Here is a 24,369-nt window from a genome sequence, read left to right on the forward strand (position 1 = left end):
AACTTAAAAACTGATACCCAAACCTTTCAATACTTTCTCCCTATCAGAGCAGTCCCCGATCAACTTCTTGATAGGAACTGGCGATTTTTTGATCAACATCGGAATGGCCGTTACATCATCCTGCTGCACTAGCAAGGGTTGCTGATGTGCATCAATGATATCCAACTCGTACCTGCCGGCAATAAACTCCTCGCATATTGCGCGGATGTTGACAACTGCCCTTGCGGAAACCGGTGATGCACCTGCAATAAAAAGCCTAAGCGAAAAAAAATCAGCGCTTTGGGTACTATCTGGATGATCCGGGTTTCCTGTCTGCATAATTAATTTTTAATCTTTGCACGTATATCCAATCCAACCAGAACCTTTTCCTCGTTTGAGAGGTCGCCTATAATTTTGCGGACCGGTTCAGGTACTTTTTTTACCAGTGTCGGAATGGCAAATATCTGATCACCTTCAGCCAACTGTGGTTTTTCCAAAAGATCGATCACCTCAATGCTATATAATCCTTTCAGGTGCTCCTCGCAGAGCTTTTTCAGGTTTTCCAGTGCGACAACCGATTTATTGGTTTTACCGGCCACATATAGCCGGAGTTCATATGCTTTCCCCACTATTTATTTGTTTTTGTGTACATTTTTTTCTTCCCCACCATCATCTCCCCTGCGCAGATCGGCAATTTTACTTATTGTCTCGCCCATAATCTGTTTTTTTAAAGCCTCCTCAACATAAACTTTATTGAGCTCCTCTTCTGCCGATTCATATTCGGATCTTAGACTTTCGATCTTTGATTCTAAAATTTTACGTTTGCGTTCAAGTTCACGGTCCTTACGGCTGACAGCCTGGGCATGGATGACCTCGCCAGTCTGTTCCATAAGCATCCTTGCCTCCCGCGCCGAGCCAGTAAGCACGCCATCTTCGGTAAGGTATACATCCACCAGATCTAGTCCCTTATCTGTAATCACAAATTCACGTATCTGGTTGGAATGTTTCATTCCTCTGGATTTCATGATATACAATCCACGGTTCCGCTCACCGTTGCTCTCAATATCGCGGATCAAAAGCCAGGCATCAACAAGTGAGGAAACCCCTTCATCGGTTTGTTCGTTGACGATATTATTAAGGGTGAGGGCTGTAAACATTACCGTAATCTGTTCAGCCTGTAGAAAATCGATCAGGCGCACAAGCATGGTTTTCACATCACTAACCGATCCTATTGTGATCAGGTTGGTAATCGGGTCAAGTATAACAACAGACGGCCTGGACTTTTTGATTGCCTTATGGATAGCCACCAGATGCATTTCCAGCCCGTACAAGGTAGGGCGTGAGGCGTAAAACTCAAGCGTTCCTTCCTTAAGGTGTTTTTGAAGATCTATGCCTATAGAACGCATATTCCTGATGATCTGTTTTGGGGATTCTTCGAAAGCAAAGAAAAGGCATTTCTCTCCCCTAAGGCAGGCCGCATTGGCGAATGTTGCTGCTATACTGGTCTTGCCCGTGCCAGCTGTCCCAGAAACCAGGATACTGCTCCCTTTATAAAAGCCAGAATTTCCCAGCATTTTATCCAGCGAAGCAATGCCTGAGGGCAAGCTTTTTGTGGAAACCTCATGATTCAGCTGCAGAGAGGTAACAGGAAGCACTGAGATACCTTCATCATCGATCAGAAAGGGATATTCATTGGTTCCGTGAACCGATCCCCGGTATTTTACAACCCTTAATCTTCTGGTGGAGATCTGGTTGATAATCCTATGATCAAGTAAAATAACACAGTCTGACACATACTCTTCAAGCCCCTGACGGGTAAGGCCATTTCCTCCACGTTCACCTGTTATAACCGCTGTAACGCCTTTTGATTTTAAAAACTGAAAAAGTCTCCTGATCTCTGCCCGAAGCACTGCCGTATTATTTAATCCTGCGAAAAGGTTCTCGATGGTATCAAGTGCTACCCTTTTTGCGCCTATACTGTCAATTGCATAGCCAAGCCTGATAAAAAGCCCCTCCAGGTCATACTCTCCGGTCTCCTCAATTTCTGAACGGTCAATATGTACGTAATCCAACCTTATTTTTTTATCCTTTTCTAACTGTTCCAGGTCAAATCCGAGTGATGCTACGTTAGCTTTAAGTTCCTCAGCTTTTTCTTCAAAAGCCATAAATACCCCTGGTTCGCCATAATCCAAGGCTCCTTTAACAATGAACTCAATGGAAAAAAGTGTTTTTCCAGAGCCGGCCTCCCCGCAAACAAGTGTTGGCCTTCCCGAAGGCAGACCACCTAATGTAATCTCGTCAAGTCCGGAAATCCCAGTAAGTGTTTTTGGAATTGTACCAGTTGAGCGCGCTTCCAGTTGCTTTTTTGATTTAGCCATTTATCTCTTTTTAACGCTTAAATCTATTAGATAATAATAATAATCTCGATCAGTTCTTCTCAAACAAACAGGGAATATTAAAAAATGTTTGCAATAAGCGCATATATTGGTACCGGAAATCACTGTATATAAGTTGAGGAATGACATGGCATGTGTTGCAGGCCAACAAGAAAAACAGAAAAACACAATATACCCGTTCGTTCATTCAACATCACAGGTTACTTGGCATCGATAAGGCAGGACATATAAAATAAAAAGCGGGCATCACATATCGCTGCCCGCTTTTTAAGGTGCTAAGCATTTCCGCCCGCATTTCCGGCAAGGTCTCCGCCAATATCATCTTCATCATCCATTTCGCCGGTAAGTCCACGTTGAACCTCGTTATCATCGGCTTCTTTTTCTTCGTTGGGACTTATGCGTGCCTGTTCATTGCCATTTTCACCTTCGTTGTCTTCTTCTTTTGGATCGATGTAATTTTTCATAGTATCTGTTTTATAGTAAAACAGATACTTTATAACTATAGTTTCAAAAAATTAGCAAATTGGTACCAATGTGTTGGTCTGCCCAAAAGCTGGTCGGGATAGGAAGATTCGAACTTCCGACCTCCAGCACCCCATGCTGGCGCGATACCTGGCTACGCTATATCCCGTTTACTGAATTCCCTTTAGGGAGTACGAAAATTGCTACAAAGATATATCAACTTGCTCTTTTGATAGAATTTTTTTTTAAAAAAAAGGTTGAAGAATTATTAAGTTTTTAACAGCAAATGAACAGCGCTTTACTTTAAACTTTTTAAGCATGCGAATGTTATATAAAAATGGAAAACATCGAACAACTCATTATACCTGCCGCAAGAAAAGGCGATACGGAGGTTTTAAAAGAACTCATACACAGAGGAGTAAATATAAATTTTCAGGACGATAAAGGTTATACTGCTCTGATTATTGCCTGCTATAACAACCAGCTGGAAGCCGCAGCATACCTGATTGCTTCTGGAGCAGACTTGAATCTTGGAGATCAGGGAGGCAACACAGCTTTAATGGGTGCAGCATTTAAAGGTTATACCGATATTGCAAAATTACTGATCGAAAGCGGGGCAGACCTTAATCTTCAGCATGGAAACGGTGGAACCGCATTGATGTTTGCTGCAATGTTTGGCCGCAATGAGGTATTAAAACTACTTTTAGAACATGGTGCAAAAACCGGTCTTCAGGACATCAGGGGGCAGCATGCATTAGACCTTGCCATTTTACAGGGGAACGAAGCCGGAGCAGAACTGCTTGAATTATACAGCAAAAATGCTAATCTTGCAAAAGCGCCTTAACCAGCCCTTTCCACTGCGGATATGAAAAGCCCAGTTTGGCCGCCATACCCACCATAAAATTCCGTCCCTTATCATAAAGGCTGCCATTATCGGTATTTGGAACTTCATTTCTAGCATGTTCTTCCGCAGTAACACACTGTCCGATCCGTGTGATGATAAAGCTTGATGTAGCTTCGCTTTTTAAAAAGTGGGCAGTTTCCTTTTTTCGTGACAAAGGATGCGCACAGGGCCTTACCCTCATAGACAATGCCTGCTTCTTGTCGTCGCTTTCAGTTGTGATCTCTTCGATTTGAACCCAGTCATAACCCATTCCAGCCTGGGTTCCAGGACCTGGAATATCGATCCTGATATAATCATTTAGCTGAGCCTGCCTTTCTGCACGGATACCCTGAGGATCAATTAATTGGAAAGCGGATATGCCTGCATAATGACCCCATTCGTTGACGGACAATAATTTAGTACACGCCCGTTCAAAAACCTTTGTCGCTTCTTCAGGGGTGCTACAGTTCCTATGCCCTATTACGTCCATCCCGCTACCGGTATATTGGGCAGGTACGGCTTCGAAGTTGTTTTTATTTTCCATATCCAATAAATTTGGTGAAGGCTTTTGGCCTTCACCTGGTTTGTACCTTAAACTATGCAGGTATTTTTCTTTGAATCTCACGGTCCCAAAAGCGGTGCAAAGCAATCATTTCTGCAAAAGTCTTTGTAAGGGCCTTAATATCTTCAGTAATCAAAATTCCTTCGCGTAGTGCAGTACCGCTGGCATATTCTGCGGGTAGCTTTTTAGCAAAATAAGTAGATTCCAATACCTGAAGTGCCTGTTTGTCGGCAGCAATTGCCTTACAATGCTTAAATGCCTCATTTAAGAAATGAATTGCATTGGCTTCTCCACTAAGTGCATTAACTGAATTAGTCCCCCCAGGTACATATACTGCATCGTAAAGGACGGAGGCTGCTGTTAGAAGACTTTCATCCACAACAATATTTTTACCGCCTGCCGAAATAATTTCACCCAATCTTGGCGCTATAATATGCACTACCGCTCCCTGAGCAACAAGGAAATCTTTAACTTTGCTAAGGGTCTGCTCATTTACTCCATCAGCAGCAAGGATTGCAATTTTTCTTGATCTGACTGTATCTTTGATCGTTGTAGCCATACTTAGCGCTGTGGACCTTGCAAGGCTTCCTTTAGGATTTACAGAAGCATAATCTTTCCTCTTGCCATCAGCTGGCAGGCTATTGTTAAGGTCTGCCAAGGGGATTTTTGGAATCTGCAGGCCAAGTGCCTGCGCAACGGCCTCAGCCAGGCCCTTATCTATCTGGATTAATACAGCCAGCATACGTTCCCGCACAGGAATGGCCTTTACTTTACCGAGTTCAAAGCTAAAGGCATCAATAATGTGGTTCTTTTCGGCATTGCTCTGTGAATTGAGGAATAAGCGGGCCTGCGAAAAATGATCAAAAAAACTCCTGCTCCTTGCGCGGATCTTTCTGGCATCAATTGCCTCATTATGACTTACAAAGCCACCTTGTGCAGCTGGTGCCTGTCTTGGATCGTTTGCGGCGAGTCCGTTCGGACCATAACTGGTTTTACCCCTGTTGATCGTTTGGCGCATATGGCCGTCACGTTGGTTATTATGCACAGGAATTACAGGTCTGTTAATCGGGATTTCATGAAAATTTGGTCCTCCCAGTCGGATTAGCTGGGTATCGGTATAAGAAAACAATCTGCCCTGCAATAAAGGATCATTTGTAAAATCGATACCTGGTACAACATGGCCAACGTGGAAAGCGACTTGCTCAGTTTCCGCGAAAAAGTTATCGGGGTTTCTGTTGAGTGTCATTTTACCAATACGCTGCACAGGAACAAGTTCTTCAGGAATCAGTTTGGTAGGATCCAAAAGATCAAATTCAAACTTAAACTCATCAGCTTCAGGAACGATCTGCACACCGAGTTCCCATTCAGGGAAGGCACCAGCCTCTATGGCATCCCAAAGATCCCTTCTATGGAAATCGGGGTCCTTACCCGAAATATTCTGTGCCTCATCCCAGGCCACTGAATGCACGCCCAAAAGTGGCTTCCAGTGGAATTTCACAAAACTGGCTTCACCATTGGCATTTACAAACCTAAAGGTATGTACACCAAAGCCCTCCATCATGCGGTAGCTCCTGGGGATGGCACGATCACTCATCAGCCACATGATCATATGCGATGACTCAGGCATCTGGGAAATAAAATCCCAAAAAGTATCGTGAGCCGAAGCGGCCTGTGGCATTTCATTATCAGGCTCAGGTTTTACTGCATGAACAAGGTCTGGAAATTTAACCGCATCCTGAATAAAAAATACTGGCATGTTATTGCCTACAAGGTCAAAATTTCCTTCCTGGGTATAAAATTTTACGGCAAAACCCCTTACATCACGCGCCAGATCTGTCGACCCTCTAGAGCCTGCTACCGTTGAAAACCGAACGAACACCGGGGTTTCTGCTCCCGGATCGCATAAAAATGCAGCTCTGGTTAATTTAGACATATCTTCATAAACCTTAAATACACCATGTGCTGCAGACCCCCTTGCATGAACTACCCTTTCGGGTATACGTTCATGATCGAAATGTGTAATTTTCTCACGGAGGATAAAATCCTCTAAAAGTGTTGCCCCTCTTTCTCCGGCTTTGAGCGAATTCTGATCATCATTAATTCTAACCCCATGGTTAGTTGTTAAAAATTCGCCTGTCGAATCTGCTACAAAAGATTCCAGATTGGCCGTCTTATCATTTTCTGGTTGGGCAGGTTTATTTTTTCTTTTTGGTGTTTTCTTATCCATAGTGTTTTTAACTTAGGCCTCTTTTTGGGCTGTTAACGATTATTTTTTCTGCGGTTTATGCATTTACTGGTTTAGGGAAAAACTATCGGCTAATGTGCCGTAGGCACGGACAAAATTTATCCTTGCCCATGTATTTTCATCAACAAGCTCTATATTATGGCTCCGGAGTTGCGATGCGAAGGATTCTAAGGGCTGCTTCTCATCTATCAGTATATCAACTTCCGCTGGTCCCTTTGTCTTCAGATCCATAATTCTGTTTCCTAAAAATGCATTAAGCTGTTCAATGAGTTTTTCCATGTAGTTTTAAGGATAGATATGCTCAACAGTTTCAGTATTGTCTTCCCTGGAAGTAGCACTATTCCGAATTACTTCCTGAACACAGGGCAAGGCAAAAAACACGATAGCGAGAAAAGGGAATATCTGATTTTTCATAAGATATTTTTATGGCACCGGATGTATTTTCGGTATATAGAAAACCTGCAAAAACAATAAATGGTTTTAACAATTTAGCCTAACATGTTAGTTACCCACTTTAGCCATAGTGCTTTTAGTATCATACTCTTTCAAAAAAATTAATTTTTATGATGAATTCAGCCATTTTCTTCTGCGCGGTCCGCATCCGAATCCGATTTTCCTGCCTGTTTTGATAATTCCCTGGCAGAAGCCTCATCCTGATAAGCACTATCTGCATCACTGGCCTCAATCTGTGAATGCAGTACAACACCAACCTTATTCTCATTGTTCTGCTGATCTGTTTTTTTGTTTTCCATTGTCTTAAGTTTAAACCTTTGAAATTATTTTCTGCAAGAAGCAACCTTTGTTTTAAAAGCTGTACTTCATTATAAACACGGCAAACCTGTTGCAGGTTTGATTTATTTAGCAGTTAAGGTATGTAGTTGCAACACTGGTTAATATTTCAATTAAATTTTTCTCAGCAGGCACAGTATCAACATGGTTTTTAATAACTTAAAAAAGGGACGCCCTGGTATTTATATCTCAAAGGCAGGCAAGAAGAAAACAAAAACTGAAAACCTTCTGAAATTTTCGCCTGTTTATGTAAATAATACAAACCCTTAGACTTAATACTAAAGAATATGACAAACAAGCAAAACTTTTTTGAGCGTATATCTGACAGGATTACCTATTGGACCGGCAGTGTTGGCGCCTTTACCATAGCTGTTGGCATTATTATAATTTGGGGCGTTAGCGGCCCCATTTTCAACTATTCGGATACCTGGCAACTGGTAATTAATACCGGAACAACAATTATTACTTTTTTAATGGTATTTCTGATCCAAAAAACGCAGAATAAGGATTCGAAGGCCATACAGTTAAAACTTAATGAGTTATTGGCAGCCAGTAGACATGCAAGTAACCGTATGGTTGATATTGAAGATCTTTCGGAGGCAGAACTGGATGTATTACATAAATACTATGCAAAACTTTCTGATGTGGCAGAAAAGGAAGAAGATATCCACCATTCGCATTCAATTGATTCTGCAAAAAAACGTTCAGAAGAAAAATTAACAGCTGCTCCCAGGCTAGTTAAAAATAAAAAAAATGGTTAAACCTTAGTCGTTCCATTTATAATTTAATAGCACATTAATTAATAAGATAAAACAAAGATGAAAGACCTATCCTTAAATAACAGCAAAGAAGAGTTGAATACATTAAAGAAAAAATTTGATGACGGATTAATTGAATCATCATGGAGCGAGAACGGGGAATTGACTTATATTATCAACGATGGATTGGATTTAAATGAATATGCTAACCTGGCCAAACAGATTCTGGAGAGCGAAGGCGATATTGCCCATGATTTTACTGGCAAGGTTACCAATAAATCGAAAACTTCATCAGCAAGATTCGAATACAGGTCTGGCTGGTTTTTAGATGGCATGGCTGATGGAGAAATTGAATAACTGGTAGCAGCAATGTGCAAACAGACTGATAACGAAATATGAAATTAGGAAAAGCATACATCGGCACATCGGGATGGAAATACCGTCATTGGGAGGGCAATTTTTATCCTGATGACCTTAAAAAGAAAGATCAGTTTAAATATTTTACCGAACATTTCGATACTGTAGAACTGAATAATTCATTTTATCGCCAACCAAGCATCGATAATTTTAAGCAATGGCAATTGCAAAGCCCTAAGAATTTCACTTATGCTGTTAAAGCCAACAGATATTTTACCCACCTCAAAAAATTGAAGGTGGAGCAGGCTGAAATCCTGGATTTTTTAGAAGCCAGTGAAGGGCTGGAAAACAAACTGGGACCTATCCTTTTTCAACTCCCACCTAAATGGAAATTAAATACCGAAAGGCTGGAAAGATTTTTGGAAATGATTCCTAAAAAGCACCGATATACTTTCGAATTCAGAAATCCAAGTTGGTATCATGATGATGTATTTACGCTGCTGGCCAAATATAACTGTGCTTTTTGTATTTATGAGCTGGCCGGGCATCAATCTCCCATTTTGAGCACAGCAGATTTCGTGTATATCAGACTACACGGACCTGAAGGAAAATATCAGGGAAGTTATAACAACAATAGCTTAACAAAGTGGAACAATATGTTGATTTCGTGGATAAAAGAAGGAAAAGACGTGTACCTCTATTTCGATAATGACCAGGCTGGTTATGCTGCTTTTAATGCGCTCGAAATAAAAAAGATGATCGGTCCGGCGTATCAAAAATAATTTGGCAAATAAAAAATTAGGCTAAAATACCCAAGCTTATGCTGTTAATTTTCGTTTTGCTTAAAACTTTTAATCTGATGGTTCTGTTTATTTTAACAAAGTAAATCGCATTATGGCAAATACCAAAAACGACAGAAAAGACCTTGAGAAAGGCAATCAAAGGAAAAACCAGGAACAGCTAAATCAAATGGCCTTGGGTAATACTGAAATAAAAAACACGCCATTAATCAATAACAACGATCTTTTAAGTTTGCCCAAAACCTCTGGCACAGGTGCAAACCCTGCCGCAGCCACTCCCCATTCGCTTATTGTACACGAAGATGAAAAGGAGGAGGACAGGTATGAAGAAGGCAACAACAAAGATCAAAAAACCGCTGCTACAGAATAATTTGAAAACGCAAATGCTATTGTTAATGAATAAATATTTAGTGTACAAATTTTCTTTATGGGTAAACTGATCTGTATACTTGAGGATGATGCAGGGATAAGAGATATATTACAGTTCCTGCTTTTAGAAGAAGGCTACCAGGTAGCATGTTATACTACCGTTAATGAGTTTTTTAGCAGAAAGCATATCAATCCAGACCTTTATTTATTGGATGTAATGCTACCCGACGGCAACGGGATGGCGGTGTGCAAACTGCTTAAGGCTGATCCTCAAACTGCTGCTACACCAGTAATTATGATGAGTGCCCATGCCGATATACAACAAATGACCAGCGGATGTAACGCCGAAGAATTTGTGGTAAAGCCTTTTGATATCTTTGTATTATTAAAAAAGATAGTTGATCTATTAAATTTAAAAAGTGCTGGAAAGGATACGTAAACGGCTAATTAAACTTAAATCAACCGGATTGGATTAAAACTTCGTTTAATTATAGCGCAAACACCAGAACGATAAAAACCGGAGCGGCAATATCAGTTTTGGTTATTTTTTCAAGCGTTGGATTTCACTTAAGTCTGCCGTCCAATGGGCAATTTTTGCTTCAGCCCAAGCCCTCAAATCAGGATTGAGCAATCCTGTAGAACCAGTAGCTTTTACATGGAAGCTAATCATTTTTTGATCTGAATCTACGAGAAGTGAATGTAACTGTTCGAATTGGACCGGATTATGTAGACGCAATAACGTTAGTTTTTGTAGGTGTTCTTCTTTGAGCGAAGTTTGTTGAAATTGATTCTGCGTATTTGTATTTGCGGCTAACTGCTGAATATAGGCTTGATTTTCATGCTCTCTCCTGATGCCTAAATCCTTAATTTCTGGAGCATCAGCCATCTTTTGCAGTTCAAGATTCAACTGCTGCTGATATTGCATTTCAGGATACACGGAGTCGGTAAATTCACGATCTGGCATAGCAAATTCGGTCTGATCATGCTTACAGCTGAGTAAAAACAGCGAAACGATAAGAAATATACAAAACTGGTGACATTTCATGATTTTAACTCTTTTTACATACTCATTAATTAACTGTAGATAAACCAGTAGAAATTCTTCGGCTTATTTAATCCGTTTTTTCACCATAAAACAAAGTAAAAACAGATATGGTTTTATAAATTAATGGGTTGATGGAGAAGAATTGCATAAAATACCAATGGTTGTGTGCTGAATATAGACGAAAATGAAAAATTCATAAAACATTCACAAAAACACAATTGTTTTATTACTAGTATTTTAACAATAATTCTATTCTTATGAAAAAACTTATGATTATGATGCTAGTCTGTTCAATCTGCCTGGCATCGGTTGCACAAACACGACAAGACACCACTAAAAAAAAGACGGAAAAAACAAAGCCAGTAAAAAAAACCAAAGAGTGGCCGTCTAAAAAAGACACCACCAAACGTGACACACTCAAACGTGACACCATGCACAAAACCAATCCGGTACATTAAGCAAGGGCCCTAACGGGCCTTTTTAATGCACCAACAATTTTTCTAACAACTTTAAGCTATTTAGACATCAGGTGGCCTACAAGTTCAGCCTCATTGGTCAAATCTAATCGCAATGGCGTAATAGAAACATAACCATGATCAACCGCCCAGCGATCGGTGTCTTCTTCGGCCGGCTCAAGCGGGGTTACTGTGATCCAAAAATGTTTCCGTCCCATCGGATCTTCTCCTGGAACAACATTTCCATCATACAGGCGCACAGACTGCCGCGTCCACCTAATGCCTTTAGGTTCTGGCGGAAAATTAACATTATACAGGGCAAGCTCATTGTTTATAAATAATTCCTCTAGTGAACTGACCACAAAGGGTTTTAGTTTTTCGAAATCAGGTTCGGTACGGCCAACTGGTGTACTTAAAGCAATACCTTTTACACCCAAAAGAACAGCTTGTTTTGCCGCAGCCAATGTGCCCGAATGCCACATGGAATTGCCTAAATTTGGTCCCATATTAATCCCCGAAAGTACCACATTGGTATCAGAATATAGGTGCAAGCCAAGTGCAACACAATCGGCTGGTGTACCGTTTACCCGAAAGGCATCTATACCCTCAAAAGCAATCGGCGATTTCTTGTAGCTCAAAGGCCGTGAATGTGTTATTGCATGGCCCATTGATGACTGTTCTACATCAGGGGCAACAATTCTTACTGTGCCAAAAGTTTTGGCAATGTTGGCAAGTGCTGCTATTCCGGGGCTGTAAATGCCGTCGTCATTGGTGATTAAGATATTCATTTCTATTTTTTTACTGTTTATACCTCTTAATAAAACTAAGTCTGGCCTATATTGTTCAAATAAAGATGAAAAAGCCAGCGCCTTTAGTTCATGTAATCCATAATCCTGGAGCAGGACAGCAAAAACATTCAGAAAAAAAACTCTCGTCTGCTATTGAGCGTCATGGCTTTTCGATAGATTATGCGTCTTCTGAAAAACGTTCGTTAAAAGATATCCGCCCCGAAACTTCATTTATTGCCATTGCCGGCGGCGATGGAACCATAAAAAAAACGATTATCAAGCTTCTTGATAAAAAACTGCGTTACAAACGACCCGTAGCCCTTCTCCCCTTTGGTACTGCAAATAATATTGCAACTTCTCTTGGTATTTCAAGCGATCTGGACCGAAATATAGCCTCCTGGTCTAATTACAATCTGCGAAAATTTGATATTGGACAGGTTACCGGAACAGCAGAACCACTGTTTTTCATCGAATCTTTTGGCTTTGGCATTTTTCCTAAACTAATGCAAAAGCTCGAAGGCATGGATACAACAGCAATAAAAACGGCTGAAGATGAATTTGAAATTGCACTGGATACGTTATTAGCAATTACCGAAACCTATACTGCTCATACCTGTAGTATAGAGGTAGAGGATAAAAAAATCAGGAAAAAATGTATCATGGTCGAAATCATGAATATTTCGCGCCTTGGACCTAACTTGAGGTTAAGTGAACACGCCGATCCCAGTGATGGTTTTTTTGATGTTGTAATTGTAGAAGAAAACCAAAGGGAAATCCTAAAAAATTATATCGCAGAAATTGCAAAAGGCAAAGATGTAGTATTTCCTGTGCCACCGATAAGAACAAAACACTTAAAGATAAAATGGAACGGAAAAGATGCGCACGTAGATGATCAGTTAATAAATGACATAAAAAAAAGCCGTTTAAAAGTAAACCTTATGCACAGCCTTGTAGAAATAATGGTTGAAAGTAAAAAACTCAAATAAATTTGTTTTACACCATTTAAAGCTACCGTTACAGATTGAAGATTTGTAGAAATTAATCGGGCTTTTTTATCCAAAAAGAACAACCTTACGTTTAAAGTAGCAAAATAAGCCCTATAAAATCACTTATAATTCGAAAACCTTTGCGCTTTACCTCCTGTTTTAATATAAAAACAGCTTATGAAAAACCATACCGACCTTATGTCCGCCAGGGACGGAGAAAATGAAAGTCTATGGCAGGTTTCGCATCCCCGCCTGGAAATCAAACCGCTTAAAGAAAATACAATTTACGATGTAGTAATCGTTGGTGGAGGAATTACAGGCGTAACCACTGCCCTTGAACTGCAGCGAAAAGGTAAAAAATGTCTTTTGGTTGAAGCGCAAAACCTGGGTTTCGGTACTACTGGTGGCACAAGCGCACATTTGAATACCTTTTTGGATGCCACCTATCCGGAGATTGATAGCGATTTTGGAAAAGAAGCGTCTGCACAACTTGCCCGTGCTACAAAAGAAATAATCGAAATGATCCGCAGCAATATCAAAGCGCTCGAAATCGATGCAGACTTTGAATACAAAGATGCCTTCCTCTTCTCTCAAAACCAGGAAGAGACTGAGCAGCTTAAATCCATCTTTGCCTCTTCCCGGCAGGCTGGTGTTAAGGTAAGTGAGGTATTTGAAAACGGCATTCCAATTAATTTCCAGCACGTGTTATTATTTAAAGAGCAGGCGCAATTCCATCCCATAAAATATATACTAGGCCTCGCCAGAGCGTTCCTTAAACTGGGCGGAGATATCCTGGAGCATACCTTTGTTGAAAACAGTGAGTATAAAGACGACATCCACTATATAAAAGCAGTAAATATAACCGTTCAGGGCAGGCATTTGGTATGGGCTACACACATTCCGCCTGGAATTAATATCCTGTCGCTCAGAAATGCGCCTTACCGAAGTTATGTACTGGCCGCTAAACTTAAAGGCGGAGATTACCCCAACTGCCTGGCCTATGATATGCAAGAGCCTTATCACTACTTCCGAAGTCATGAAATAGATGGAGATCAATACCTGTTAATTGGTGGCGCTGACCATAAGACGGGGCACGATGATCCGGAAAAGGCCTTTTCGGCGCTAGAGCAATATGCAATGGAAAATTTTGACATCAGCTCCATTGATTACCGGTGGTCATCACAGTATTATGTTCCCGTAGATGGCCTACCCTATATTGGGCAGTTTCCGGGCGGTGATGCGAACAGCTTTGTAGCAACGGGTTTTAACGGGAACGGGATGATCTTCGGCAGCCTTTCGGCAGTTATCTTAACCGATCTGATATTGGGTATTGAGAACGATCTTGCGAAACTGCTCAGCCCGTCGCGATTGAAACCTATTTCCGGGTTTATGGACTTTGTGCAAGAAAATGCAGATGTGGCCTATCATTTCGTTGCTGACCGATTTGGAACAGAAATTATCCGGTCAACAAAAGAGCTAAAAAACGATGAAGGAAAAATAGTAGAACTAGATGGCAAAAAGCTCGCTTTGTATAAAGATATAAACGGCAAGGTTATCGCCTTAAGCCCTGTGTGCACACATGCCGGCTGCATTGTTAACTGGAACGCCAGCGAAAAGAGCTGGGACTGCCCTTGTCACGGAGGAAGATTCGCTACCGATGGTAATGTTCTTACCGGGCCACCAAGGAAAGCATTAGAGAGAATAGAAATCCACAAGACTGGACAAGTTTGATAAACAAGCTCAGATCTAAATCTGAACAAGATTTCAACCATTACCAAAAGCGGGACTAAAAAAGACCAATGTCCAAACAAATCCATCAACATTAGGGTTGTAATTTTATGGTTCCATTTAATATCCAGATCGATCATGGTGATGATAAAATTACCCTGACTATTATCCCAAAGAAAGATTATTATATAATTGTATATTTTGGCAGTATCCTTGGTGCCATCCGAAAAATGGGACTGGATTGGATACTGCTCCAACAGGACGAGATTGATCCTGGGATGCTAGAATATTTCGACCATAGACTGAATTCTGAAGCGGCACAGGTATCATTAGGTATTCATGAAATTAACCTCATTGCGGGCGAAATTGAAAATCACCTTGTAAATCAGTGATAATATATGCTTTAGCCAGATCTTCATTTTGTTTATCAGAAAAGTTCCGCTCCTGTCCTCCGCCACATAAAACCATTTATCTATAAAGGTTGTTATTTAGGCCAAAAGACCTCCGCACTACCACCATCAGATTCTGCAGAGACCTGCAAAACTGATCTGTTAATGCGGGGACCCAATAGTCAGATTTTATAATGGACAACAAGATGAAAAGTGTAGGAAAAATGCTTATTGGCAGAAACCTCACAATCGCTTTTGCTGAAAGCGCAACCGCAGGCCGGCTTTCAGCAGATTTTTCAATGATAGAAGATGCGGGTAAATTCCTTAAAGGAGGAATTATTTGTTATGATGCCTGTTTAAAGGAAGATCTTTTACAGGTTGACGCTTCATTGATCAAGACCTATACACCTGAATCAATGGAGGTTACACGGGCCATAACCCTGGGACTGTCAAAACTGATCGATGCTGACATCCATATCGGCATCACCGGACTTACTGCTCCAGGAGGAAGTGAAACCCAGGAAAAACCGGTAGGTACCATGTTCATCTATGCTACACATCACAACGAACTGGCTTTTTCAGAAAGGCTTAATTTTACCGGCAGTCGCGAGGAAATTGTTACAGCAACCGTATTCGCTTGCGCAGCCATGTTAGCAGATTACCTCACCTCCCTGGATAACTAATAAATAGATATGAAAGCAAAGAAAGTATTTCCAAAAAAGACCTGGCTGTACCGGAATGGACTTTCGGTAACCTTTATCAGCCTATTTGTTTTTACACTCTTAGCACAGGCAATTACCGGCTGGAAAGAACATAATACCGAACTGAGCGACCAGGGAGCTTCGCCGGTCTCTTTTAATAATTACCTTCATACCGGGCATTTTATTTCCGCCACTTTCGAAAATTTTGAAAGCGAGTTTTTGCAGATGGTCCTTTATGTGCTGCTAACCGTAAAATTGCGCCAGATCGGGTCGGCCGAATCTAAAAAACTTGATGAAGAAGAAGCGGTAGACCGCGAGCCTGTCGCCTCGAAAAATGCCCCTTGGCCCGTACGCCAGGGCGGACTGATTTTGAAACTGTATTCCAACTCGCTTTCTATTGCTTTCTGTATCCTTTTTCTGGTGAGCTGGTACCTCCATTTTTATGGTAGCTGGCTAGATCACAACGCTGAGCAAATATTAAAAGGTAAAGTAACAGATACGATGACCTCCTATCTGGGGCAGGCCAACTTCTGGTTTGAAACCTTTCAAAACTGGCAGAGTGAATTCCTCTCGGTAGCTGCTATCGTGGTATTCACTATTTTCTTAAGGCAGAAAGGCTCCCCGGAATCTAAACCGGTAGATGCGCCGCATATGGAAACCGGAAAATAGAAATATTAAAATTGACCATAATGGATAGATTGGTACCAAGAACTTAAAATAAAATACATAAAACCATTTGAAATTTCAACCTGTTCTATAGATATCAAAAACCTATTAAAATTATAATTATGGCAACAACAAAAACAGCAGGCAACAAAGCCTCAAAATCTACATCAAAAACAGGAAAAATAGAAAATTCTGAATTCCATGATTTTTTTATTGATGAATTAAAGGATATTTACTGGGCAGAAAAACACCTTGCTAAAGCGCTTCCAAAAATGCAAAAAGCGGCCACCAGCCCTGAGCTTGCAGCAGCTTTTGAAAAGCACACAACGGAAACTCAACAACATGTGAGCACACTGGAAGAAGTTTTTGGACTTCTAGGTGAAAAACCAGTAGCTAAAAAGTGTGATGCAATGGCAGGTTTACTGGAAGAAGCTGATGGAATTATTACTGATACCGAAAAAGGTACGATGATAAGAGATGCAGGACTTATCCTGGCAGCTCAAAAAGTAGAACATTATGAAATTGCAACCTACGGTACCCTTAGGGTGTTTGCCGAAAATATCGGACACAGCGACGTGGCCGAACTTCTTTCACAGACCCTTGACAACGAAAAGGCAACTGATGTCGCACTCACCGAGATCGCTGTGAATGCGGTTAATGAAGAGGCCGTTGCAGAATAAAAAAGAGGGGATATCATAAAGGCTGTCGTGTTGAGCCTGTTGAAACACCTTAAAGGGTATTTAAGTGGATCCTTCGACAGGCTCTCCACAGGAGTCCTTTGGACAGGATGACAAATCTAGCTTTATGATATAACCTCTTTTTTACAAAAGAATCTATCAGATCACATCCATCGAACATTAACGGGCATTATAAGTGTTATTTATTATGCAAATGATATGATCAACACCGGAAATCCCCTATTCAACCACAAATTCACCGCTGATCCAACTGTTTTGGTATACGATCAGAAAGTATATTTATATACCGGCCACGATGAAGCACCTCCAGAGTCACAAAACTACATCATGCGCAACTGGCTCTGCTTTTCTTCTGCCGACCTGATCAACTGGGAAGAACATCCGATACCACTACAGGCAAAAGATTTTAGCTGGGCAAGCGGGGATGCGTTTGCATCCTGTGTGGTTTTTAACAAACAGCACTTTTATTGGTTTGCTGCAGTCTCCCATCGCGATATACCAGGCAAAGCAATTGCACTTGGAATATCAGAAACACCTACAGGTCCTTTCCGTGATGCGATCGGATCGGCCCTGATCACAGGAAATGATATTCCTTTCGACAAAAATCCGATGGCAAACCTTGATCCTTCTGTAATCATTGACACAGACGGGCAAGCTTATATCTTTTGGGGTAACCAACAGTGTTATTTCGCTAAACTAAGTAATGATATGCTCAGTCTGCAGGGCAAAATCAATACGATTGAACTACCTGGTTTCTCGGAAGGTGCTCATGTTTTTAAACGCAACAACTGGTACTACCTGACCTACGGTTATGGCAGTCCGGAAAAGGTAGCCTACGCCATGAGCCCGAGCATACATGGACCATGGATATTCAAAGGGATATTGAACGAACTGGCTGGAAACTGTGAAACAAACCGTCCTGCCATTGTCGAATTCAAAGGAAAGCACTACTTCTTTTATCATAACGGCGCACTAAAAGGCGGAGGCAGTCACAGGCGTTCGGTCTGTGTGGATTATCTTTATTATAATCCCGATGGGACAATCAAGCGGGTGCTCATGACCAGCGAAGGATTACGGTAACGCTCCTGCCAAAGAAAGCTAGATGCCCGTATGATTCTTTGTCCTAATCCAGATCGCTGCAATTGCATTTACCAGGGAAGCACAAAATAACGGGTGCTACAAAAAAAACACCCAATTATTCAAATGTACTAGTAAAAATGACGAAATAAACTATTCTCATAGCCACAATCCAAATAATTTAGCCTACTAATCATCAAGCCAAATTATGAGCCGAAAGCCCAACAAATTACTAGCGATTCTTTTATTCCTTTTCTTAGGAATCCTAACCCTAAGTGCATACAAAAGAGCCAGCGGGCTAAAAGATTACTATAAAAATTATTTCCCCATAGGTGTTGCAGTCAAACCAAGCGATCTCCATAATCAGGAAAAGTCGCTGATCTTAGCACATTTTAATAGTATCACTGCAGAAAATGCAATGAAAATGGGACCAATACATCCCTATGAAAATAGATTTTTCTGGCAAATGGCTGATTCAATTGTTCAATTTGGACTAAATAATAAGATAAAAGTAAGGGGGCACTGCTTAATCTGGCATGCACAAACGCCACGATGGCTATTTAAAGATTCTACAGGAAACCAGGTGACTAAAGAAGTATTGCTTTCCAGGATTAAAAACCATATCAACACTGTTGTATCCCGGTACCGTGGAAAAATTTATGCTTGGGATGTAGTGAATGAGGTGATTGCAGATGACACCAGCACTTTCCGAAAATCTCAACTGTATAACATTGCCGGAGAGGAATTTATTGAACAAGCATTTAGGGATGCACGTGCAGCAGATCCAAAAGCATTGTTGTTTTATAATGATTACAATACGGAAAATCCCATAAAACGGGATAAGATATATCGGATGCTTAAAAATCTGTTAGCCAAGGGAGTTCCCATCCATGGTGTTGGATTACAGGCACATTGGTCTATCAGCAACCCTACCCGCTCCGAGCTTGAAAAATCTATTGAATTATTCTCATCTCTTGGCCTTCAGATCCAATTTACCGAGTTAGATGTTTCCGTGTATTCGGGAAGACAGGGCGGCCAGATGATTACAGGAGAAAAAGGCGTTAATGCAGCTGTTTTTACACCAGAAATGGAACAGCAGCAATTGGAAAAATATAAGATGGTTTTTGAGGTGTTCAGAAAATATAAAAAAAACATTACAGGTGTTACCTTTTGGAACCTCTCCGACCGCTACAGCTGGCTCGATGGCAGAGGCAGGAAAAATTTTCCATTACTATTTGATGCGGATTTAAAACCCAAAAAAGCATACTACGAGGTTACAAAATTTTAAACAAACAACAAATTTGATGATTAAAGACGATATGTACTGCTAAATCATCAGCTATTAAGCGTAACAGTACCTATATCAATACAACCTACTTATAACCAAATATGATTAAACTACGTGCCATCTTTACTTGCGCAGCTTTTTTGCTGATCAGCATTCCCTCATTTTCACAGGATTCGAATTTTTATATATTTCTATGTTTCGGACAATCGAACATGGAAGGTGCCGCTAAATTTGAGGCACAAGATACTACAGCAGTTGATCAACGGTTTCGCCTGTTGGAAGCCGTTAATTGCGACAACTTAAACCGTACAAAAGGCAATTGGTATACTGCTGTTCCACCGCTAACACGATGTAAAACGGGGCTTGGCCCGGTAGATTATTTCGGTAGGACACTTGTTGCCGGTCTGCCCAAAAATATTAAAATCGGTGTAATCAATGTTGCCATAGGCGGATGTAAAATTGAACTGTTCGACAAAGAAAATTACCAATCATACACGGCAACAGCACCAGATTGGATGAAGGGCATGTTAGCTGAATACGAGGGAAACCCATATGCCCGGATGGTAGAGATGGCTAAAATTGCACAGCAAAGCGGTATAATCAAAGGGATATTGTTGCATCAGGGAGAATCAAATACCGGCGACAAAGCGTGGCCGGAAAAAGTAAAAGGCGTATATAAAAACCTGCTGAAAGACCTGAAATTAGAAGCTAAAAATACTCCATTACTAGCCGGAGAAGTGGTAAACGCCGACCAAGGTGGAGTTTGTGCCAGTATGAACGCCATTATTGCAACCTTACCACAAACCATTCCCAACGCACATGTTATTTCTTCTGCGGGCTGCCCCGATGGACCAGACAATCTACATTTTTCTGCCGAAGGCTACCGTATGTTAGGCAAAAGATATGGAGAAAAAATGCTGAGCTTACTCGGCAAAAAATAATCAAATGGTCTATAATTTTCCAAATTGATCAAGATACAATGAGTGCCAAAAATATATTTTCAAGCTATATCCTATTTCTATTCTTCGTGCTGGGCTTTGGAGGATGTAAAACGGGTCAATCGCTTTCCAGTAATCAAACAGATACCAGGGGTTTAAAAGATTTTTATAAAAATTACTTCCCTATCGGTGTTGCTGTTGGCAAAAGAAATCTGAGCGGAGAGGAAAGTGCGTTGATTAAAAAACATTTTAACAGCATTACAGCAGAAAACGACATGAAAATGGAGTCGATGCAGCCTGTAGAGGGGAAATTTAATTGGCGGGAAGCCGATTCGATCATCAGCTTTGCAGCGCAAAATAGCATCAAAGTACGTGGCCATAATTTATGCTGGCACGAACAGGTGCCCTCATGGTTTTTCACAGATAAAGCCGGAAAGGAAGTAAGTAAAACCGTATTGTTACAACGACTGAAAGCACATATTGATGCCGTAGTTGGACGATACAAGGGAAAAATATACGCCTGGGATGTTGTAAATGAGGCCATTGACGACGATTCTACAAAATACTTAAGAAATTCGAAATGGTACCAGATCTGTGGTGAAGACTTTATTATTAAAGCCTTTGAATATGCGCACGCTGCCGATCCCGATGCAAAGCTTTATTACAATGATTATAATACCGAACGACCAGAAAAAAGAGAACGCGTATACAAGTTGCTCAAAAGCCTGAAGGACAAAGGTGTATCCATAGACGGCGTTGGCCTCCAAGCGCATTGGTCTATCTACGAACCTACTGAAAAAGAACTCGTTACAGCAATTGAACGCTATTCATCTTTGGGCCTTAAAATACAGTTTACCGAGTTAGATCTTTCCATTTATCCATGGGAGAAAAATAAACGTGCCAAACGTGCGAATGAAAACGATGCTTATACCGCTGAACTCGAAGCCAGGCAGGTTGCAAAGTACAAAATGGTGTTCAACGTTTTCAGAAAGTATAAAAATGTAATCACCAACGTTACATTCTGGAACATTTCAGATCGCCGTACCTGGCTGGATGGTTATCCGGTACCTGGCCGCAAAAATTACCCCTTACTTTTCGACACGCAATTGAAACCCAAAAAAGCCTATTGGGGTGTTATTAAATTTTAGATAATGAAGAAAATATTTCTGTTGGCCTTACTCCTTTTCAACATCGTCATTGTACAAGCCGCTGGGCTTGGTCCAATTACGGTAAATACTTATTTGCCTGGAAGTTTTGCTGTGGTGAGCAAAGGTAAGGTTCCGTCTGTTTTAGTAAGTGCTAACGAATGGCCAGGCGTTATACGTGCCGCCCAAAATCTTCAAAACGATATAAAAAAGGTAAGTGGACTTGAACCCGAATTTTTAACGGATAAAACAACCAGCATGCCTATTATCATCGGCACTATCGGCAACAGCAAAATCATCGACGAAATGATCAGAAACCATGGTCTAAATGTCTCTGAAATTGCCGGAAAATGGGAAGCCACATTAATTCAGGTGATAAAAAACCCAATCAAAGGCATTGATTCTGCTTTAGTAATTGCCGGAAGTGATAAGCGCGGAACGATATATGGAATATACGAGCTTTCTTCTCAAATCGGTGTTTCGCCATGGTATTATTGGGCTGATGTTCCGGTAAAAAAAAGCAATTCGCTCTATGTTATTGCGGGGCGTCATATCATTTCTTCACCAGCGGTAAAATACCGTGGGATATTTTTAAATGACGAAGCTCCAGCACTTTCCGGTTGGAGCAGAAAAGAATTTGGAGGGTTTAACCATAAGTTTTATGAGAAGGTGTTCGAATTGATTCTTCGCCTAAAAGGGAATTATTTATGGCCTGCCATGTGGGGAAGTGCATTTAACGACGACGATAAACTCAACCCTATTTTAGCCGACGAGTATGGCGTAGTGATCGGAACTTCTCATCATGAACCCTTAACACGTGCCCATGATGAGTGGAAAAGATATAAAGGTGGCAAATGGAACTATGATCAAAATCCAGAACAGTTACGTGCATTTTGGGAAAGCGGCTTGCAACGTGTAGCCGATAAAGAACAGATCATCACTGTTGGCATGCGTGGCGATGGCGACGAGCCCATGTCTACAGGCACAGCTACCGCTCTATTGGAAAAAATTGTAAAAGATCAACGTGAAATTATTGAAAAAGTAACAAAAAAACCTGCAGCACAAACACCACAGCTATGGGCCTTGTATAAGGAAGTTCAAGATTATTACGACAAAGGGATGCGCGTTCCCGATGATGTAACTTTACTTTTATGCGATGATAATTGGGGCAACATTAGAAAATTGCCAAGTTTAGGTGAGGCACCCAGAAAAGGAGGTTATGGGATTTATTATCACTTTGACTATGTGGGTGGCCCCAGAAATTACAAATGGGTAAACACCAACCCTATCCAAAAAATTTGGGAACAAATGCGATTGGCTTACGAACATGATGCTAATCAGATCTGGATCGTAAACGTAGGCGATTTAAAACCAATGGAGTTCCCCATCCAGTTCTTTTTAGATTATGCCTGGAATCCTGACGCCATCCCAGCCGATAAATTAATAGACTACACAATTAATTGGTCGGCTAAGCAGTTTGGCAATGAATACGCCATAGCAATTGCCAGCCACATAGACACTTACCTAAAATACGCAGGTAGAATTAAACCAGAACTACTTAATGCAAATACCTATAGTTTGAGCAACTATAATGAGTTTGAACAAGTTACCGCTGACTTTAAAAAACTTAAAGAAAAGGCAGTCGCCACGAACCATCAATTAATTGATAATCAAAAAGATGCCTATTATCAATTGGTTTTCCACCCCATTGAGGCTGTATCTAATTTATATGAGATGTATCTCGCTGTGGCCAAAAACAAACTATATGCCAAACAGGGCAGATTTTCTACGAATAGCTTCGCCAGGAAAGTTGATTCTTTATTTAAGCGAGATGCCGAAATCAGCACTTACTACAACAAAACAATGGCTGGAGGAAAATGGGACTATATGATGGATCAAACGCATATTGGTTACACTTCCTGGCAACAGCCTGATAGCAATATTATCCCTAAAACTACGCTGATTAACAATGCTACTACCACACTGGGCATTTCACTGGAAAACTCGGAGCTCCACTTTACTGGAAAAACAAAGGTGGCGCAAGGGTTCACTTTTTCAGCGCTTGCAAATACATCGCATACGCTCGAAATTTTTAGAACAGGTGCAGGTGAACTGAAATACGACATCAAAGCGCCTGATTTTGTAGTGTTAAGCAGTAAAAAGGGAACACTTCACGATGATCAGAAAATTCAAATCAGCATCGATTGGAGTAAAGCTCCAAAAAACACCAAAACAAGTGAAATTATCGTTTCTGGCAATGATAAATCGAGCATCACCATCCCCATTAAAACCGAAAACACTATACCAACCAACTTGCCTGCTAATTTATTCCTCCCTGATAACGGCTACATCTCGATGGAAGCGACAAGTTATAGCAGAGCGGTAAACAGTAGACCTATTTTTTGGAAAACCATTCCCAATTACGGAAAAACCAGGGGCGGAATAATCGCTACACCTGTAACTTCACCGATTCAGCAACCTGGTGAAGGCTCACCAAATTTGGCTTACGACATTTTTGTAACTGAAACGGGCAATTTTACCTTAAATACCTTTATCTCGCCCACTATAGATTTTACGGGGAAGGATGGACTAAAGTTCGCAGTATCGTTAGACGAGCAGCCTCCTATAGTAGTTAATATCAACAAGGATTACATCTCTGATTATACCTGGGGACAATCGGTAGCCAGCAATATCAAAATTTTTAAAACTCCCCTTGTCTTTAACAAAGCCGGAAAACACACCATCAACTATTGGATGATTAATCCAGGCGTGGTACTGCAAAAATTAGTACTAGATATGGGAGGATTAAAACCAAGTTATTTAGGACCACCGGAAAGCATTAAAAGCATACGAAATTAAATTAAC

General features: G+C 40.9%; 29 protein-coding genes and 1 tRNA gene. 18 read left to right on the forward strand and 12 right to left on the reverse strand.

What is annotated here, in order from left to right; translation table 11 throughout:
* Positions 1-3: 3 nt before the first annotated feature.
* From ACN9MR_RS14390 to ACN9MR_RS14410, 5 genes are all read right to left on the reverse strand, one after another.
* Positions 4-318, reverse strand: coding sequence for a circadian clock KaiB family protein (locus ACN9MR_RS14390; RefSeq protein WP_426324612.1), 315 nt, complete (start codon positions 316-318; stop codon positions 4-6).
* A 2-nt stretch (positions 319-320) separates the two neighbouring features.
* On the reverse strand, positions 321-608 hold the full coding sequence (kaiB, locus tag ACN9MR_RS14395; RefSeq protein WP_426324613.1) for a circadian clock protein KaiB: 288 nt from the start codon (positions 606-608) through the stop codon (positions 321-323).
* A gap of 3 nt (positions 609-611) precedes the next feature.
* The gene (gene kaiC, locus ACN9MR_RS14400) at positions 612-2,357 is read right to left on the reverse strand and encodes a circadian clock protein KaiC (protein WP_426324614.1); all 1,746 of its coding nucleotides are present in this window, start codon (positions 2,355-2,357) and stop codon (positions 612-614) included.
* 293 nt (positions 2,358-2,650) lie between these two features.
* Positions 2,651-2,839: a hypothetical protein gene (locus ACN9MR_RS14405; RefSeq protein WP_426324615.1), complete on the reverse strand. Its 189-nt coding sequence runs from the start codon at positions 2,837-2,839 to the stop codon at positions 2,651-2,653.
* A 90-nt stretch (positions 2,840-2,929) separates the two neighbouring features.
* Positions 2,930-3,006, reverse strand: a tRNA-Pro gene (locus ACN9MR_RS14410).
* 168 nt (positions 3,007-3,174) lie between these two features.
* Between ACN9MR_RS14410 and ACN9MR_RS14415 the strand changes: the two genes are divergently transcribed.
* Positions 3,175-3,681 carry an ankyrin repeat domain-containing protein gene (locus ACN9MR_RS14415; protein WP_426324616.1) on the forward strand — a complete coding sequence of 169 codons (507 nt, stop codon included), beginning with the start codon at positions 3,175-3,177 and terminating at the stop codon, positions 3,679-3,681.
* On the opposite strand, the gene ACN9MR_RS14420 is transcribed toward ACN9MR_RS14415, so the two are convergent.
* The 5 genes from ACN9MR_RS14420 to ACN9MR_RS14440 all read right to left on the reverse strand — a co-directional run bounded on the left by ACN9MR_RS14420 (position 3,659) and on the right by ACN9MR_RS14440 (position 7,279).
* The gene (locus ACN9MR_RS14420; protein WP_426324617.1) at positions 3,659-4,264 is read right to left on the reverse strand and encodes a hypothetical protein; all 606 of its coding nucleotides are present in this window, start codon (positions 4,262-4,264) and stop codon (positions 3,659-3,661) included. The genes ACN9MR_RS14415 and ACN9MR_RS14420 overlap by 23 nt on opposite strands.
* Before the next feature lie 52 nt (positions 4,265-4,316).
* Positions 4,317-6,509 (reverse strand): catalase, encoded by a 2,193-nt coding sequence (locus ACN9MR_RS14425; protein ID WP_426324619.1) that lies wholly within the window; start codon positions 6,507-6,509, stop codon positions 4,317-4,319.
* A gap of 63 nt (positions 6,510-6,572) precedes the next feature.
* Complete coding sequence (locus ACN9MR_RS14430) at positions 6,573-6,806, reverse strand: hypothetical protein (protein ID WP_426324620.1); 234 nt, start codon at positions 6,804-6,806, stop codon at positions 6,573-6,575.
* Between the two features lie 6 nt (positions 6,807-6,812).
* Positions 6,813-6,941 carry a hypothetical protein gene (locus tag ACN9MR_RS14435; protein ID WP_426324621.1) on the reverse strand — a complete coding sequence of 43 codons (129 nt, stop codon included), beginning with the start codon at positions 6,939-6,941 and terminating at the stop codon, positions 6,813-6,815.
* 158 nt (positions 6,942-7,099) lie between these two features.
* Complete coding sequence (locus tag ACN9MR_RS14440; protein ID WP_426324622.1) at positions 7,100-7,279, reverse strand: hypothetical protein; 180 nt, start codon at positions 7,277-7,279, stop codon at positions 7,100-7,102.
* A gap of 324 nt (positions 7,280-7,603) precedes the next feature.
* Here ACN9MR_RS14440 and ACN9MR_RS14445 point away from each other — a divergent pair, with 324 nt between their 5' ends.
* The 5 genes from ACN9MR_RS14445 (at position 7,604) to ACN9MR_RS14465 (ending at position 10,039) form a co-directional block, all read left to right on the forward strand.
* On the forward strand, positions 7,604-8,077 hold the full coding sequence (locus ACN9MR_RS14445; protein ID WP_426324623.1) for a low affinity iron permease family protein: 474 nt from the start codon (positions 7,604-7,606) through the stop codon (positions 8,075-8,077).
* Positions 8,078-8,134: 57 nt separating this feature from the next.
* Positions 8,135-8,431: a hypothetical protein gene (locus tag ACN9MR_RS14450; RefSeq protein WP_426324624.1), complete on the forward strand. Its 297-nt coding sequence runs from the start codon at positions 8,135-8,137 to the stop codon at positions 8,429-8,431.
* Between the two features lie 38 nt (positions 8,432-8,469).
* Positions 8,470-9,213 carry a DUF72 domain-containing protein gene (locus ACN9MR_RS14455; RefSeq protein ID WP_426324625.1) on the forward strand — a complete coding sequence of 248 codons (744 nt, stop codon included), beginning with the start codon at positions 8,470-8,472 and terminating at the stop codon, positions 9,211-9,213.
* 112 nt (positions 9,214-9,325) lie between these two features.
* Positions 9,326-9,601 carry a hypothetical protein gene (locus ACN9MR_RS14460; protein ID WP_426324626.1) on the forward strand — a complete coding sequence of 92 codons (276 nt, stop codon included), beginning with the start codon at positions 9,326-9,328 and terminating at the stop codon, positions 9,599-9,601.
* 57 nt (positions 9,602-9,658) lie between these two features.
* The gene (locus tag ACN9MR_RS14465; protein WP_426324627.1) at positions 9,659-10,039 is read left to right on the forward strand and encodes a response regulator transcription factor; all 381 of its coding nucleotides are present in this window, start codon (positions 9,659-9,661) and stop codon (positions 10,037-10,039) included.
* Between the two features lie 102 nt (positions 10,040-10,141).
* Here ACN9MR_RS14465 and ACN9MR_RS14470 read toward each other — a convergent pair whose 3' ends face one another.
* Positions 10,142-10,564, reverse strand: a complete 423-nt coding sequence (locus tag ACN9MR_RS14470; protein ID WP_426324628.1) for a hypothetical protein — start codon at positions 10,562-10,564, stop codon at positions 10,142-10,144.
* 338 nt (positions 10,565-10,902) lie between these two features.
* Between ACN9MR_RS14470 and ACN9MR_RS14475 the strand changes: the two genes are divergently transcribed.
* A complete protein-coding gene (locus tag ACN9MR_RS14475) occupies positions 10,903-11,103 on the forward strand; it encodes a hypothetical protein (RefSeq protein WP_426324629.1) in 201 nt (66 codons plus the stop codon).
* A 56-nt stretch (positions 11,104-11,159) separates the two neighbouring features.
* On the opposite strand, the gene surE is transcribed toward ACN9MR_RS14475, so the two are convergent.
* Complete coding sequence (gene surE / locus ACN9MR_RS14480; protein WP_426324630.1) at positions 11,160-11,888, reverse strand: 5'/3'-nucleotidase SurE; 729 nt, start codon at positions 11,886-11,888, stop codon at positions 11,160-11,162.
* Between the two features lie 65 nt (positions 11,889-11,953).
* On the opposite strand from surE, the gene ACN9MR_RS14485 reads away from it, so the two are divergent.
* From ACN9MR_RS14485 to ACN9MR_RS14535, 11 genes are all read left to right on the forward strand, one after another.
* Positions 11,954-12,874, forward strand: coding sequence for a diacylglycerol/lipid kinase family protein (locus ACN9MR_RS14485; RefSeq protein ID WP_426324631.1), 921 nt, complete (start codon positions 11,954-11,956; stop codon positions 12,872-12,874).
* A 177-nt stretch (positions 12,875-13,051) separates the two neighbouring features.
* Positions 13,052-14,605 (forward strand): FAD-dependent oxidoreductase, encoded by a 1,554-nt coding sequence (locus ACN9MR_RS14490; protein ID WP_426324632.1) that lies wholly within the window; start codon positions 13,052-13,054, stop codon positions 14,603-14,605.
* A 107-nt stretch (positions 14,606-14,712) separates the two neighbouring features.
* Positions 14,713-14,994, forward strand: coding sequence for a hypothetical protein (locus ACN9MR_RS14495; RefSeq protein WP_426324633.1), 282 nt, complete (start codon positions 14,713-14,715; stop codon positions 14,992-14,994).
* A 203-nt stretch (positions 14,995-15,197) separates the two neighbouring features.
* Positions 15,198-15,674 (forward strand): CinA family protein, encoded by a 477-nt coding sequence (locus tag ACN9MR_RS14500; RefSeq protein WP_426324634.1) that lies wholly within the window; start codon positions 15,198-15,200, stop codon positions 15,672-15,674.
* Between the two features lie 9 nt (positions 15,675-15,683).
* Entirely contained in the window at positions 15,684-16,361 is a 678-nt protein-coding gene (locus tag ACN9MR_RS14505) for a DUF6766 family protein (RefSeq protein ID WP_426324635.1), read from the forward strand.
* A 119-nt stretch (positions 16,362-16,480) separates the two neighbouring features.
* The gene (locus tag ACN9MR_RS14510) at positions 16,481-17,038 is read left to right on the forward strand and encodes a ferritin-like domain-containing protein (protein ID WP_426324636.1); all 558 of its coding nucleotides are present in this window, start codon (positions 16,481-16,483) and stop codon (positions 17,036-17,038) included.
* Between the two features lie 216 nt (positions 17,039-17,254).
* The gene (locus ACN9MR_RS14515; RefSeq protein WP_426324637.1) at positions 17,255-18,136 is read left to right on the forward strand and encodes a glycoside hydrolase family 43 protein; all 882 of its coding nucleotides are present in this window, start codon (positions 17,255-17,257) and stop codon (positions 18,134-18,136) included.
* 205 nt (positions 18,137-18,341) lie between these two features.
* Positions 18,342-19,421 carry an endo-1,4-beta-xylanase gene (locus ACN9MR_RS14520; protein WP_426324638.1) on the forward strand — a complete coding sequence of 360 codons (1,080 nt, stop codon included), beginning with the start codon at positions 18,342-18,344 and terminating at the stop codon, positions 19,419-19,421.
* Positions 19,422-19,522: 101 nt separating this feature from the next.
* Positions 19,523-20,362, forward strand: coding sequence for a sialate O-acetylesterase (locus ACN9MR_RS14525; RefSeq protein ID WP_426324639.1), 840 nt, complete (start codon positions 19,523-19,525; stop codon positions 20,360-20,362).
* A gap of 38 nt (positions 20,363-20,400) precedes the next feature.
* Positions 20,401-21,507 carry an endo-1,4-beta-xylanase gene (locus tag ACN9MR_RS14530; protein WP_426324640.1) on the forward strand — a complete coding sequence of 369 codons (1,107 nt, stop codon included), beginning with the start codon at positions 20,401-20,403 and terminating at the stop codon, positions 21,505-21,507.
* A gap of 3 nt (positions 21,508-21,510) precedes the next feature.
* Positions 21,511-24,363, forward strand: coding sequence for a glycosyl hydrolase 115 family protein (locus tag ACN9MR_RS14535; protein ID WP_426324641.1), 2,853 nt, complete (start codon positions 21,511-21,513; stop codon positions 24,361-24,363).
* Positions 24,364-24,369: the final 6 nt, after the last annotated feature.

Source organism: Pedobacter sp. R-06 (assembly GCF_049913135.1).
Taxonomy (GTDB): domain Bacteria; phylum Bacteroidota; class Bacteroidia; order Sphingobacteriales; family Sphingobacteriaceae; genus Pedobacter.

Bases quoted from the DNA above. Each gene is read 5' to 3' on its own strand.
- ACN9MR_RS14390 (WP_426324612.1), bottom strand. From the start codon at position 318: ATGCAGACAGGAAACCCGGATCATCCAGATAGTACCCAAAGCGCTGAT.
- kaiC (WP_426324614.1), bottom strand. From the start codon at position 2,357: ATGGCTAAATCAAAAAAGCAACTGGAAGCGCGCTCAACTGGTACAATT.
- ACN9MR_RS14405 (WP_426324615.1), bottom strand. From the start codon at position 2,839: ATGAAAAATTACATCGATCCAAAAGAAGAAGACAACGAAGGTGAAAAT.
- ACN9MR_RS14415 (WP_426324616.1), top strand. From the start codon at position 3,175: ATGGAAAACATCGAACAACTCATTATACCTGCCGCAAGAAAAGGCGAT.
- ACN9MR_RS14420 (WP_426324617.1), bottom strand. From the start codon at position 4,264: ATGGAAAATAAAAACAACTTCGAAGCCGTACCTGCCCAATATACCGGT.
- ACN9MR_RS14425 (WP_426324619.1), bottom strand. From the start codon at position 6,509: ATGGATAAGAAAACACCAAAAAGAAAAAATAAACCTGCCCAACCAGAA.
- ACN9MR_RS14430 (WP_426324620.1), bottom strand. From the start codon at position 6,806: ATGGAAAAACTCATTGAACAGCTTAATGCATTTTTAGGAAACAGAATT.
- ACN9MR_RS14435 (WP_426324621.1), bottom strand. From the start codon at position 6,941: ATGAAAAATCAGATATTCCCTTTTCTCGCTATCGTGTTTTTTGCCTTG.
- ACN9MR_RS14440 (WP_426324622.1), bottom strand. From the start codon at position 7,279: ATGGAAAACAAAAAAACAGATCAGCAGAACAATGAGAATAAGGTTGGT.
- ACN9MR_RS14445 (WP_426324623.1), top strand. From the start codon at position 7,604: ATGACAAACAAGCAAAACTTTTTTGAGCGTATATCTGACAGGATTACC.
- ACN9MR_RS14450 (WP_426324624.1), top strand. From the start codon at position 8,135: ATGAAAGACCTATCCTTAAATAACAGCAAAGAAGAGTTGAATACATTA.
- ACN9MR_RS14455 (WP_426324625.1), top strand. From the start codon at position 8,470: ATGAAATTAGGAAAAGCATACATCGGCACATCGGGATGGAAATACCGT.
- ACN9MR_RS14460 (WP_426324626.1), top strand. From the start codon at position 9,326: ATGGCAAATACCAAAAACGACAGAAAAGACCTTGAGAAAGGCAATCAA.
- ACN9MR_RS14465 (WP_426324627.1), top strand. From the start codon at position 9,659: ATGGGTAAACTGATCTGTATACTTGAGGATGATGCAGGGATAAGAGAT.
- ACN9MR_RS14470 (WP_426324628.1), bottom strand. From the start codon at position 10,564: ATGCCAGATCGTGAATTTACCGACTCCGTGTATCCTGAAATGCAATAT.
- ACN9MR_RS14475 (WP_426324629.1), top strand. From the start codon at position 10,903: ATGAAAAAACTTATGATTATGATGCTAGTCTGTTCAATCTGCCTGGCA.
- surE (WP_426324630.1), bottom strand. From the start codon at position 11,888: ATGAATATCTTAATCACCAATGACGACGGCATTTACAGCCCCGGAATA.
- ACN9MR_RS14485 (WP_426324631.1), top strand. From the start codon at position 11,954: ATGAAAAAGCCAGCGCCTTTAGTTCATGTAATCCATAATCCTGGAGCA.
- ACN9MR_RS14490 (WP_426324632.1), top strand. From the start codon at position 13,052: ATGAAAAACCATACCGACCTTATGTCCGCCAGGGACGGAGAAAATGAA.
- ACN9MR_RS14495 (WP_426324633.1), top strand. From the start codon at position 14,713: ATGGTTCCATTTAATATCCAGATCGATCATGGTGATGATAAAATTACC.
- ACN9MR_RS14500 (WP_426324634.1), top strand. From the start codon at position 15,198: ATGAAAAGTGTAGGAAAAATGCTTATTGGCAGAAACCTCACAATCGCT.
- ACN9MR_RS14505 (WP_426324635.1), top strand. From the start codon at position 15,684: ATGAAAGCAAAGAAAGTATTTCCAAAAAAGACCTGGCTGTACCGGAAT.
- ACN9MR_RS14510 (WP_426324636.1), top strand. From the start codon at position 16,481: ATGGCAACAACAAAAACAGCAGGCAACAAAGCCTCAAAATCTACATCA.
- ACN9MR_RS14515 (WP_426324637.1), top strand. From the start codon at position 17,255: ATGATCAACACCGGAAATCCCCTATTCAACCACAAATTCACCGCTGAT.
- ACN9MR_RS14520 (WP_426324638.1), top strand. From the start codon at position 18,342: ATGAGCCGAAAGCCCAACAAATTACTAGCGATTCTTTTATTCCTTTTC.
- ACN9MR_RS14525 (WP_426324639.1), top strand. From the start codon at position 19,523: ATGATTAAACTACGTGCCATCTTTACTTGCGCAGCTTTTTTGCTGATC.
- ACN9MR_RS14530 (WP_426324640.1), top strand. From the start codon at position 20,401: ATGAGTGCCAAAAATATATTTTCAAGCTATATCCTATTTCTATTCTTC.
- ACN9MR_RS14535 (WP_426324641.1), top strand. From the start codon at position 21,511: ATGAAGAAAATATTTCTGTTGGCCTTACTCCTTTTCAACATCGTCATT.